Source organism: Amycolatopsis sp. NPDC104587, from assembly GCF_055583645.1.
On record NZ_JBVJNO010000008.1, the window covers coordinates 210,913 to 223,536 of the forward strand.

General features: G+C 72.6%; 8 protein-coding genes. 6 read left to right on the forward strand and 2 right to left on the reverse strand.

Annotated features, from left to right (window positions below; translation table 11 throughout):
* Positions 1–167: 167 nt before the first annotated feature.
* Positions 168–359, reverse strand: coding sequence for a 50S ribosomal protein L28 (gene rpmB, locus ACZ61C_RS26020; RefSeq protein ID WP_003091970.1), 192 nt, complete (start codon positions 357–359; stop codon positions 168–170).
* A 132-nt stretch (positions 360–491) separates the two neighbouring features.
* On the opposite strand from rpmB, the gene ACZ61C_RS26025 reads away from it, so the two are divergent.
* Both ACZ61C_RS26025 and recG read left to right on the forward strand, forming a co-directional pair.
* A complete protein-coding gene (locus tag ACZ61C_RS26025) occupies positions 492–2,066 on the forward strand; it encodes a DAK2 domain-containing protein (RefSeq protein WP_465310429.1) in 1,575 nt (524 codons plus the stop codon).
* A gap of 3 nt (positions 2,067–2,069) precedes the next feature.
* Entirely contained in the window at positions 2,070–4,223 is a 2,154-nt protein-coding gene (gene recG / locus ACZ61C_RS26030; RefSeq protein ID WP_465310430.1) for an ATP-dependent DNA helicase RecG, read from the forward strand.
* A gap of 140 nt (positions 4,224–4,363) precedes the next feature.
* On the opposite strand, the gene ACZ61C_RS26035 is transcribed toward recG, so the two are convergent.
* A complete protein-coding gene (locus tag ACZ61C_RS26035) occupies positions 4,364–4,978 on the reverse strand; it encodes a TetR/AcrR family transcriptional regulator (RefSeq protein ID WP_465310431.1) in 615 nt (204 codons plus the stop codon).
* Positions 4,979–5,102: 124 nt separating this feature from the next.
* On the opposite strand from ACZ61C_RS26035, the gene ACZ61C_RS26040 reads away from it, so the two are divergent.
* The 4 genes from ACZ61C_RS26040 to ACZ61C_RS26055 all read left to right on the forward strand — a co-directional run bounded on the left by ACZ61C_RS26040 (position 5,103) and on the right by ACZ61C_RS26055 (position 12,624).
* Positions 5,103–7,376, forward strand: a complete 2,274-nt coding sequence (locus ACZ61C_RS26040; RefSeq protein ID WP_465310432.1) for a caspase family protein — start codon at positions 5,103–5,105, stop codon at positions 7,374–7,376.
* Between the two features lie 43 nt (positions 7,377–7,419).
* On the forward strand, positions 7,420–8,322 hold the full coding sequence (locus tag ACZ61C_RS26045; protein WP_465310433.1) for a S8 family peptidase: 903 nt from the start codon (positions 7,420–7,422) through the stop codon (positions 8,320–8,322).
* Between the two features lie 133 nt (positions 8,323–8,455).
* Positions 8,456–11,833, forward strand: a complete 3,378-nt coding sequence (locus ACZ61C_RS26050; RefSeq protein WP_465310434.1) for a pyruvate carboxylase — start codon at positions 8,456–8,458, stop codon at positions 11,831–11,833.
* The gene (locus ACZ61C_RS26055) at positions 11,830–12,624 is read left to right on the forward strand and encodes an arginase family protein (RefSeq protein ID WP_465310435.1); all 795 of its coding nucleotides are present in this window, start codon (positions 11,830–11,832) and stop codon (positions 12,622–12,624) included. The genes ACZ61C_RS26050 and ACZ61C_RS26055 overlap by 4 nt, the downstream gene beginning before the upstream one ends.

Genomic DNA, 12,624 nt, shown 5'->3' on the forward strand with positions numbered 1-12,624 from the left:
TCACCCCCCCCACCCCCCCCGTTTTCCCTTCGGACCTCCAAACCCACCGAAGGCCACATTGGGTGCGTTGAACGCACCCAAGGCCACATTGGGGCGCTTGAGGTGACCACATGAAAATGGCGGGTGTTCCCGGAGGAACTACCCGCCATTTCGAACTCGCGTCAGCGTCAGCCTCGAACGACCTTGCCCGCCTTGATGCACGAGGTGCACACGTTCAGGCGCTTGCGCTGGGACACACCCACCTTGGCGTGGACGGTCTGGATGTTCGGGTTCCACCGGCGGTTGGTACGCCGGTGGGAGTGCGAGACCGACTTGCCGAAGCCGGGTCCCTTGCCACAGACGTCGCACACGGCAGCCACGTCGAACTCCTTTGGATCTGGGTCATAGAGATGAGCCCAGATGCACTGGGCAACTCGACCATAGTAACTACTGGCTCAGCGGGGTGATGCACCGGGTCGATACCCTGCCCGAGACCGGTCAGGAGGTTACGGGTGCGGGTGCTGGACACGGCGGCGGTGTCGGCCTGGGCCGCGGGTTGTGTGCACAGCCTGGCGAGCCTGCGGCCGGCCATCAACGAGATCAACGTCTACCCCGTCGCGGACTCCGACACCGGCTCCAACATGCTCTTCACGATGACCGGCGCGGCAGGCGCGCTCGACACCGCCGAGCCGGAGTCCGCCGCCGAAGCGCTGAAGATCCTCGCGCGCGGCGCCGTCGCCTCGGCCAAGGGCAACTCCGGCGTGATCCTCTCCCAGGTCGTGCGCGGGCTGGCCGACCGCGCCGAAGGCGACCTGGACGGCGCGTGGCTGGCCCAGGCGCTCGGACACGCCGACGAGGTCGCCACCGGCGCCGTCAGCCGCCCGGTCGCCGGGACCATCCTCACCGTGCTGCACGCCGTCGCCCTCGCCGTGCGCGGGGACACCCGGTCGCTGACCGAGGTCGCGTGCGCGGCCGCGAAGGAAGCCGCGCACGCGCTCGAGAAGACGCCGCTGCAGCTGCCCGCGCTGGCCAGGGCCGGGGTCGTCGACGCCGGCGCCCGTGGGCTCGTCGCCGTCCTCGACGCCCTGGTCGGCGTGCTCACCGGCACCGCGGTCGAACGGGACCACGCGCTGGAAGTGCCCACGGCCGAAGAGCGGGCCTACGCCTGGGAGGTCATGTACCTCCTCGACGGCGTCGAGGAGACGAGCCTGCCGACCCTGCGCAAGGAGCTGAGCGGCCTCGGCGACAGCGTCACCGTGGCCGGCGACGGCTCGGGCAGCCACGCCGTGCACGTCCACTGCGCCGACATCGGCGCCGCCATCGAAGCCGGCCTGGCGCTGGGCCGGCCGCGCAAGATCCGCGTCGAGCCGCTGCTCACCCCGACGCCGATCGAGCCGGGCGGCGGGATCGACCGGACGGTCGTCGCCGTGGTGCACGGCGGCGGGCTCGCCGAGCTGCTGCGCGCCGAGAGCATCCCGGTCCTGGCCGTGCCCGAAGGCGAGACGCCGAGCGTCGAGGACGTGATCGGCCTGCTCAACGAGGCCGCCGGGCGGCACGTCACGGTGCTGCCGGGCAGCGTCGCGCTCACCGCGGCGGTCGACACCGCGGCCGGGCACGTCATGGCCGCCGACCGGGACGTCGTGGTCATCCCGTGCGTCTCGCCGGTGCAGGTGCTGGCCGCCCTCGCCGTGCACGACGCCGGGCGCCGCACCAACGACGACGTCGTCGCGATGGCCGAAGCGGCCGCCGCGACCAGGCGTGGCGAACTGCGGATCGCGCGCGAGGAGTCGCTAACCTGGGTGGGCCGGGCCCAGTCCGGTGACGTCGTCGGCCTGGTCGACGACGAGGTGGTGCTGATCGAGCCCGCGCCCGCGTCGGAGACGAACCTGGTCGCGGCCGCGATGAAGGTGCTCAACCGGATGCTGGCGCTGGGCGGCGAGCTGGTGACGGTGCTGAGCGGGGCCGCCGCGCCGCCCGGGGTCGCCGAGGAGCTCGCGGACCAGCTGCGGCTGGAGCACCCCGAGGCGGAGCTGGCCGGCTACACCGGCGGCCAGGCGGAGGCCGTGCTGCTGATGGGAGTCGAATAGCCGATGGCCGGACTGCGCGACAAGCTGCCGTTGTTGCTCGGCGCCAAGACGGCGAAGGCGCTCGCCACGGCGTTGGACATCGAGACGGTCAGCGACCTGCTGCGCCACTACCCGCGCCGCTACGCCGAGCGCGGCGAGCTCACCGACATCGCGGGACTGGAGCTCGGCGAGCACGCCACCGTGCTGGCGCGCATCGAAAAGGTGAGCAAGCGGCGGATGAAGGCCCGCAACGGCACCATCCTCGACATGGTGATCACCGACGGGAAACGCCGGCTCACCTGTGCGTTCTTCAACCAGGCGTGGCGCGAGAAGGAGCTGGTCCCCGGCAAGACGGGCCTCTTCGCCGGCAAGGTGTCCGCCTTCCGCGACACCCTGCAGCTGACCAACCCCGAGTACGAGCTGTTCGACGCCGACCGCGAGGCCGAGGCGATGGAGGACTTCCTCGCCGCGATCATCCCGGTCTACCCGGCGGCGCAGGGCATGCCGACCTGGTCGATCGCCAAGTGCGTGCGCCAGGTCCTCGACGTCCTCGAGGTCGACGACGACCCGATGCCGGCCGAGCTGCGCCGCCTGCACCGGCTGGCGGACCTCGACAACGCGCTGCGCGGCATCCACCGCCCCGAGAACTGGGCGCACCTGGAAGCGTCGAAGAAGCGGCTCAAGTGGGACGAAGCCATGGCCGTCCAGCTGATCTTCGCGCAGCGCCGGCATTCCGCGATCTCGCGCCCGGCCAAGGCGAACCCGCACACGACCGGTGGCCTGCTGGACGCGTTCGACAAGCGGCTGCCCTTCGACCTGACCGCGGGCCAGCGGGGGATCGGCGACGAGATCGCCGCGGACCTGGCCACCGAGCACCCGATGAACCGGCTGCTGCAGGGCGAGGTCGGCTCGGGCAAGACGGTCGTCGCGCTGCGGGCGATGCTGCAGGTCGTCGACAGCCGGCGGCAGGCCGCGATGCTCGCGCCGACCGAGGTACTCGCCGCGCAGCACGCGCGGTCGCTGCGGGAGATGCTCGGCGACCTCGGGCAGGCGGGCGAGCTGGGCGCCGCGGAGAACGCCACGCGCGTCACGCTGCTCACCGGGTCGATGGGCGCGAAGGAGCGCAAGAAGTCGCTGCTGGAGATCGTCAGCGGGGAAGCGGGCATCGTCGTCGGCACGCACGCGCTGATCCAGGACCACGTCGAGTTCGCCGACCTCGGCCTCGCCGTCGTCGACGAGCAGCACCGCTTCGGCGTCGAGCAGCGGGACGCGCTGCGCACCCGCGGGGCCGGGGACACCAGCCCGCACGTCCTCGTCATGACGGCGACGCCGATCCCGCGCACGGTCGCGATGACCGTCTACGGCGACCTGGAGGTGTCCGCGTTGCGCGAGATGCCGGTCGGGCGGTCGCCGATCTCGACCACGGTCGTGCCGGTCGCCGAGAAGCCCGCCTGGTTCGACCGGATCTGGCAGCGCGTCCGGGAAGAGGTCGGCAAGGGGCACCAGGCCTACGTCGTGTGCCCGCGGATCGGCGACGAGCCGCCGTCGGACAAGAGTGACAAGCGGCCGCCGCTCGCGGTCCTCGACGTCGCGCCGGACCTGGAAAACGGGGCGCTGCAAGGGTTGCGCGTCGGCGTGCTGCACGGCCGGATGCACCCCGACGACAAGGACGCGGTGATGCGGGCCTTCTCCGCCGGGAGTCTCGACGTGCTCGTCGCGACCACGGTGATCGAGGTCGGGGTCAACGTGCCGAACGCGACCGCGATGGTGATCATGGACGCCGACCGCTTCGGCGTCAGCCAGCTGCACCAGCTGCGCGGCCGGGTCGGCCGGGGCAACAACCCCGGGGTCTGCCTGCTGGTCACCGAAGCCCTCGACGGGACGGCGACGCGCGAACGGCTGGCGGCGGTCGAGTCGACCACCGACGGCTTCGAGCTGTCGCGCCTCGACCTCGAGCTGCGCCGCGAAGGCGACATCCTCGGCGCGGCGCAGTCCGGGAAGCGCTCGACGCTCAAGCTGCTGTCGCTGCTGCGCGACGAGGACGTGATCGCCGAGTCCCGGGCGCTGGCGCAGGAGATCGTCACGAAGGACCCGGAGCTGAAGAAGTACCGGGGGCTGGCGCAGCTGGTCGCCGACGTCGTGGACGTAGAGCGCGCGGAGTACCTGGAGAAGAGCTGATCCGCGCGGTACGTGCTGCCGCCCACGACCGCGTTGTCGGCGAGCGGCCCGGCCACAGCGCGGTCTTGTGGTTGTCTGGCGAAGAACGGACGGACGGGTGAAGGCGTTCTCCCTGCGGCGGGGTCGGCAGCCCGACGACGTCACCCCGGAGGTGGTCCGGCTGTGAAGACCCCGGCTTTCGCCGCCGCCGCAGCAGCCGCGGCCGCGATCCCGGCGTCCTGTGTGGACACTCCCTCCCGGGAGACGAACAGGCGGTAGAAGATCGGCCCGCACGCCACACGCACGACCTCGACGGCGTCGGTGCCCGCAGGGACCTCGCCGCGCTCGACGGCCCGGTCGACGACCACCGCCGAACGGGCGTGGCGGTCGACGTAGAACTCCTGCAGCGCGTCCGCCGCACGGGCGGAGAGGAAGGCCGCCGAGATCGACGCCGTCGGGAGCTCACGCTCGCCCGGCGAGGTGAAGTAGTGCACCAGCTCGGCGTTGATGCCGCGCAGGTCGCCTTCGAGCGACCCGGTGTCCGGCGCGGCCCACTCCTGCTCGGTCCCCATCAGCAGAGCGGCCGCGACCAGGCCTTCGGCGGACTCCCAGCGGCGGTACAGCGTCGTCTTGTGCACGCCGGAGCGCTCGGCGACCGCCTCGACGGTCAGCTCCGCGTAGCCGCGCTCGCCGAGCAGCTCGAGCGTCGCGTTCAGCGCCGCGAGGCGGGTGCGCTCGGTGCGGCCGCCCGGGCGCTGTGAGCCGATGGTCTCCAAATGCCACTCCTGGTGCGTCAGTGCGTCCAGTATGCCGACGGGAACGATTCACCGGCCCGTCGCCGGTCAGGTGTGCCCGTTCGGCTGCTTGCCGTAACGCGCCCGAAGGGCGTTCTCTACCGGTATGTCCGGGCGGAGGCGGGCGCTGATCGTCGCCAATGGCGAGTACGACAACGCGGGGCTGCAGCGCCTGGGCTCCCCCGCGGCGGACGCGGACGCGCTCGCCGGGGTGCTGTCCGACCGCGCGATCAGCGACTTCGAGGTCCGGGTGGTGCGCAACGAAACCGCGCACGTGGTGCAGGCGGAGGTCGAGGACCTCTGCGCCGAGGGCCGCCCCGACGACGTCCTCCTGCTCCATTTTTCCTGCCACGGCTTGAAGGACGACGCGGGCCAGCTGTTCTTCGCCGCCCGCAACACACGCCCGGACCGCCTCCGGTCGACCGCGGTGCCCGCGCAGTTCGTGCAGCAGTGCCTGCGGCAGAGCCGCTCGCGCAGTGTGGTGCTGCTGCTGGACTGTTGTTACGGCGGCGCGTTCGGGCAGGGCGTGGCGGTCCGCGCGTCGGGCGACGCGAACGTCCTGGACAGCTTCCGCGGCGGCCGCGGCCGCGCGGTCATCACGGCGTCGAACTCGATCGAATACGCCTTCGAGGGCGCCCGCCTGGCCGAAGGCGGCGTCGCGCAGCCATCGGTGTTCACGGCGGCCCTGGTGGAGGGCCTGCGCACCGGCGAAGCCGACCGCGACGAGGACGGCTGGATCGCACTGGGTGAGCTGTACGAGTACCTGTTCGACCGCGTCCGCGAGCGCAACCCGAAGCAGACCCCGAGCCGCGACATCGAGATGCAGGGCGAGCTGTACCTGGCGAAGAGCCGGCGCCGCCGCATCAAGCCGTCCCCGATCCCACCCGACCTGGCGGGCGCGATCGCGGCGGAGAACCCGTTCACGCGGCTGGGAGCGGTGGCGGAGTTGAGAAGGCGGCTGGCGAGCTCGAACCTCGAAGTGGCGGTGGGGGCGTTCGAGGCGTTGAAGGCGATGGTGGACACGGACATCCAGCACGTGGCGGCGGCGGCATCGGCGGCCCGGGAGGACGCCGCGGTACGCGCGGACGCGCCGGAGGTGCGGTTCGAGGGGGAGAAGGAGACGGATCGGATCCGGTTGCTGGGGCCGCCGGTGGCGCGGGCGTGCGCGTTCGAGGCGTCTCACGACTGGATCGAGGTCCAGGAGGTCGCGGGCGGCGCGGAAGTCCGGGTGAGGCGTGGGCCGGAGGTGCGGCGGGGCAAGGTCGTGGTGACGGGCCCGACGGGGGAGACCGTGGTGGCGGTCGAAGCGGCGGCGGCCCGGCCGGTGGCGGGAGCGCCGGAACCGGAGACCGTAGCGGCGGCCGAAGCGGCGGCGGCCCAGCCGGTCGCCACGCCGCGGCCCGGAGCCACCGCCGAACCGGAAGCCCCGACGGCCGGTGCCGCGGCACCGGGGCCCGCGGTGGAGGGGGCCGGGCCCCAGCCCGGAGGCGTGGCGGCACCGCCCGACGCGGCCCGGCCGGTGGCGGCAGTGCCGGGACCGGAGACCGTGGCGTCGGCCGAAGCAGCTCAGCCCGCCCGGCCGGTGGCCGCAGCGCCGGAACCAGCCGCCGCCCCTCTCTCACTCCCGGCCGCGCCGATGCCACTCACCACCGGCCTCGGGCTCCTCACCGCCGCCGGCGGGGTGCTGGCCCTGCTGAGCATGGCCTTCGAATACACCTACGACCTCGACGACTACAGCTACACGCTCGCGGGCGCGCAGCCCGGGCTGGAGTGGTTCGTCTGGCCGTTCGCGGTGCTCGCGATCGTCGCCGGTGGCCTAGTCACCCGCCAGGCTCGGACCGGCTGGCTCGCCGGGCCGGGCTTCGCCGCGGTGTGGGGTCTCGTGATCACCTACTCCACCGGGCGGTTCCTCACCTCCGACAGCGACAACCACCTCGGGGCGGGCTTCGGGTTCCTCTTCGCCGGCCTGCTGGCCGTGCTCGCGGCCGGGGTGGGCGCGGTGTGGGCGGTCCGCCGCGAGCTGCGGTTGCGCCGTCCCGACCGGTACTCGTGGGCCGCCATCGCGGCGGCCGTGCTCGGTGTGGCCGGCCTGACTGCCCAGTACGCGGTCGACAGCGGCGCTGGCGGGGGCACCTTCGTCCTCACGGCCACACTGGTGCTGGCCGTCCCGGTCCTGGCCGCCGTTGCGCGGCCGCGGGCCTTCGGCGGCCAGGTCCTCCTCGGCTGGGCCTTCGCCGCGCTGAGCCTGCTCGCCGGCATCACCCGCTCCGGGCACCATCCGAACCTCGCGGGGCTGGTCGTCTGCGGGGTCTCGCTCCTCGTGCTCGCCGTCGTCGGCGGGCTGGCCGGGCGGAACCATCCGAACGGGCGACAGGCCTGAGTTGTCGCCCGGCCGGCGCCGGGGTACCACGACGATCATGAAGATGTGCGCAGCGGCAGTGGCGGCCGTCCTCGTGCTCGCCGGCCAGGCTCCGGCCGGGGCAGCGGGTGGGGTTCAGCAGGATCCGCCCAGCTGGGGGCTCGACCGGATCGACCAGCGCGCCGGGCTCGACCACGCCTACCACTACGCCGGTGATGCCTCGGGTGTCACCGTCTACGTCATCGACAGCGGTGTCGACGCCCGGCACCCCGACTTCCAGGGCCGCGTCGCGCCCGGGCGGGACTTCCTGAACGGGGGCTCCGACACCACCGACACCAACGGCCACGGCACCCGCCTCGCCGGGATCGCCGCCGGCAAGGACTACGGCGTCGCCAAGGGTGCGCAGGTCGTTCCCGTGCGGGTGCTCGACAAGGACGGCGGGGGCGCCACCGACCGCATCATCGCCGGCATCGACTGGGTCGCCCAGAACGCCCAGCAGCCCGCCGTCGCCGTCCTCGGGATCGGCGGGGTGCCGAACGACCAGCTCGACGCCGCCGTGAAGCGGCTCGCCACCGTTGTCCCGGTCGCCGTCCCCGCGGGCAGCGAGACGGCCGACGCGAGCGGGTTCTCGCCGGGCCGGGTGGCCGAGGCGCTGACCGTCGGGGCCACCGACGCCCAGGACCACCCGGACAAGGCGTCGAACTTCGGCCAGGACGTCGACCTGTACGCACCCGGCGTGGACGTCCCGGGCCCGATCGCGGGCGGCTCCGGCGCGGGGCCGGAGTCCGGCACCTCGATGGCCGCGGCCTTCGCGGCCGGGGTGGCCGCGCTCTACCTGGCCCAGCACCCCCAGGCAACCCCAGCCCAGGTGGACGACGCCCTTGTCCAGGCAGCCACACCCAACGCGCTCCAGGGGGTGCCGGAGGGCACCGCCAACCGGCTGCTTTACGCGCCGCCGGGATCCTGAAAGGCTGCCCAGGCCGGTCCTCGGCGAATCTTTCAACGTGCATGATGTCCATCACCTGGTATGGAACTCCCGCAGAGCGGGAAGAACCGGGTAACGTGCGTTGACTTACCGATCCATACGGGAAGGACCGGGCATGTTCCGCAAGGTGCTGGTGGCCAACCGCGGCGAGATCGCCATCCGCGCGTTCCGCGCCGGCTTCGAACTGGGCGCGGGCACGGTCGCCGTGTTCCCCCACGAAGACCGCAACTCGCTGCACCGGCTGAAGGCCGACGAGGCGTACGAGATCGGCGAACCCGGTCACCCCGTGCGCGCTTACCTCTCGGTCGACGAGATCGTGAGCGCGGCCAAGAAAGCCGGGGCGGACGCCGTCTACCCGGGTTACGGCTTCCTGTCGGAGAACCCCGACCTCGCGCGCGCGTGCGAGGAAGCGGGCATCACCTTCGTCGGGCCGAGCGCCGACATCCTCGAACTGACCGGTAACAAGGCCCGCGCGGTCAAGGCCGCGCGCGAGGCCGGGGTGCCGGTGCTCGGGTCGTCCGAGCCCTCGAGCGACGTCGACGCGCTGGTCGCGGCGGCCGAGGACCTGGGTTTCCCGGTGTTCGTGAAGGCCGTCGCCGGTGGTGGCGGACGCGGCATGCGGCGCGTCACGGAGCCGGCCCAGCTGCGCGAGTCCATCGAGGCCGCCGCGCGCGAGGCCGAGTCCGCCTTCGGCGACCCGACCGTCTTCCTGGAGAAGGCCGTCGTCGAGCCGCGGCACATCGAGGTGCAGATCCTCGCCGACGGCGCGGGCAACATCATCCACCTCTACGAGCGCGACTGCTCCGTGCAGCGGCGCCACCAGAAGGTCGTCGAGCTGGCTCCGGCGCCGAACCTCGACCCCGAGCTGCGCGACCGCATCTGCGCGGACGCCGTCAAGTTCGCGAAGCAGATCGGCTACCGCAACGCCGGCACCGTCGAGTTCCTGCTCGACAAGCAGGGCAACCACGTCTTCATCGAGATGAACCCGCGCATCCAGGTCGAGCACACGGTCACCGAAGAGGTCACCGACGTCGACCTCGTGCAGTCGCAGCTGCGGATCGCCTCCGGGGAGACCCTCGACGACCTGGGCCTGAGCCAGGACAAGATCTACCTGCGCGGCGCGGCTCTCCAGTGCCGCATCACCACCGAAGACCCGGCCAACGGCTTCCGCCCGGACACCGGGATGATCTCCGCCTACCGCTCGCCGGGCGGCTCGGGCATCCGGCTCGACGGCGGCACCGCCTTCTCCGGCACCGAGATCAGCGCGCACTTCGACTCGCTGCTGGTGAAGCTCACCTGCCGCGGCCGCGACTTCAAGACCGCCGTCGGCCGCGCGCGCCGCGCCGTCGCCGAGTTCCGGATCCGCGGCGTCGCGACGAACATCCCGTTCCTGCAGGCGGTTCTCGACGACCCGGACTTCCGCGCCGGGCGCGTCACGACGTCGTTCATCGAGGAGCGCCCGCAGCTGCTCACCGCGCGGCAGTCCGCCGACCGCGGCACGCGCCTGCTGACCTACCTCGCCGACCAGACGGTCAACAAGCCGAACGGCGAGCGCCCGAAGACACCGGACGCCACGCTGAAGCTGCCGAGGCTCGCGAAGGACGCCCAGCCGGCCGACGGTTCGAAGCAGAAGCTCGTCGAGCTCGGCCCGGGCGGGTTCGCGGAGTGGCTGCGGAAGTCGCCGCACATCGGCGTCACCGACACGACGTTCCGCGACGCGCACCAGTCGCTGCTCGCCACGCGCGTCCGCACCAAGGACCTCCTGGCGGTCGCGCCGATCGTCGCGAACACCCTCCCGCAGCTGCTGTCGCTGGAGTGCTGGGGCGGCGCGACCTACGACGTCGCGCTGCGGTTCCTCGCCGAGGACCCGTGGGAGCGCCTCGCCGCGCTGCGCGAAGCCGTGCCGAACATCTGCCTCCAGATGCTGCTGCGCGGGCGCAACACCGTCGGGTACACGCCGTACCCGACCGAGGTGACCACCGCCTTCGTCCAGGAGGCGACGAAGACCGGCATCGACATCTTCCGGATCTTCGACGCGCTCAACGACGTCGAGCAGATGCGCCCGGCCATCGAAGCCGTGCGGGAGACCGGGACCGCCGTCGCCGAGGTGGCGCTCTGCTACACCTCGGACCTGTCGGACCCGGGGGAGAACCTCTACACGCTCGACTACTACCTCAAGCTGGCCGAGCAGATCGTCGGCGCCGGGGCGCACGTCCTGGCGATCAAGGACATGGCCGGGCTGCTGCGCGCGCCCGCGGCGACCCGGCTGGTCACCGCGCTGCGCCAGGAGTTCGACCTGCCGGTGCACATCCACACCCACGACACCGCGGGCGGCCAGCTGGCCACCTACCTCGCGGCGATCAACGCGGGCGCGGACGCCGTCGACGGCGCGGTGTCGTCGATGGCGGGCACGACGTCCCAGCCGTCGCTGTCGTCGATCGTGGCGGCCACCGACCACTCCGACCGCACCACCGGGCTGAGCCTGGACGCGATCGGCGAGCTGGAGCCGTACTGGGAGAGCGTGCGCAAGATCTACGCGCCGTTCGAGGCCGGGCTGGCCTCGCCGACCGGTCGCGTCTACCACCACGAGATCCCGGGCGGGCAGCTGTCGAACCTGCGCACGCAGGCCATCGCGCTGGGCCTGGGCGACCGGTTCGAGGACATCGAGGCGATGTACGCCGCCGCCGACAAGATCCTCGGGCACCTGGTGAAGGTGACGCCGTCGTCCAAGGTCGTCGGCGACCTCGCGCTGCACCTGGTCGGCGCGGGCGTCTCCCCGGCGGACTTCGAGGCGGAGCCGAACAAGTTCGACATCCCCGACTCGGTGATCGGCTTCCTGCGCGGCGAGCTCGGCGACCCGCCCGGTGGCTGGCCGGAGCCGTTCCGCACCAAGGCCCTCGAAGGCCGCGCGGCCGCCAAGCCGGTGGCCGAACTGTCCGAAGAGGACCGTTCCGCGCTGGCGTCGGAACCGCGCCGGACGCTCAACCGGCTGCTGTTCCCGGCGCCCACCAAGGAGTTCGAGGCGCACCGCGAGGCCTACGGCGACACGTCCGTGCTGCCCAGCAAGGACTTCTTCTACGGGCTGCGCCCGGGGGAGGAGTACCAGGTCGACCTCGAGCCGGGCGTCCGGCTGCTCATCGAGCTGGAGGCGATCGGCGAGGCAGACGAGCGCGGCGTGCGCACCGTGATGTCGACGCTGAACGGCCAGCTGCGGCCCATCCAGATCCGCGACCGCTCGATCGCCTCGGACATCCCGGCGACCGAGAAGGCGGAGAAGGGCAACCCGAAGCAGGTCGCGGCGCCGTTCGCCGGTGTCGTGACGCTGCAGGTGTCCGAGGGCGACACGGTCGAGGCCGGTGCGACGGTCGCGACGATCGAGGCCATGAAGATGGAGGCGTCGATCACGGCGTCCGCCGGAGGCAAGGTCGGCCGGCTGGCGATCAACTCCGTCCAGCAGGTCGAGGGCGGCGACCTCCTGCTCGTCCTGGAATGACGCTGGTCAACGCGGTCCCGCAGCGCCAGGGCGCGGTGGGACCGCGTTCGGCGGAGCTGCCGGACGGTTGCCTCGCGCTCGCGGAGCTGGCCGGGCACGTGCTCGGCCGGCCGGTGCACCACGTCCGGCAGGCGCGTGATGTGTCCGAAGTGGACCGGGGGATCGCCTCCCGGGCGGTGCTGGCGGGCCCGAACCGCGCGGCGCAGCTGGCGGCGCTGGAGGCGCCCGGCGGCCCGGTCCTGACGATCGGCGGCGACTGCGGCGTCGAGCTGGTCCCGATCGGCGTGGCCCGGTTCCGGCACGGACCCGGCCTGGGCGTGGTGTGGTTCGACGCCCACCCGGACCTGAACACGGCCGGGTCGTCGCCGTCCGGCGCGTTCCACGGGATGGTGCTGCGGTCCCTGCTCGGTGAGGGCGACCCGGAGTTCGCGGCTTCCCCGGCCCTGTCCCCGGGCCGCGTGGCCCTGGCGGGGACGCGCGTGTTCGACCCGGAGGAACGGGCGGCGGTCGCGCGCGGGCTGGCCGTCACGTCGGTGGATGCCTTGGCGGGGGCGGAAAAGCTGTACGTCCACGTGGATCTGGACGTGCTCGACCCGGCGGAGTTCGCCGGCCTGAACTACCCGGAGCCGGCCGGCTGGACGATCTCGCGCCTGGTGTCCGAGCTCGACGCCCTGGCCGGCTACGAGATCGTGGGTGCGGGGATCACGGAGTGCGTGGGCACCCCCGGCGAGGTCGAGGTGCTGGCGCCCGTCCTGGAAGCGGTGGGCCGGCTGCTCGTGAGTGGTAATTAG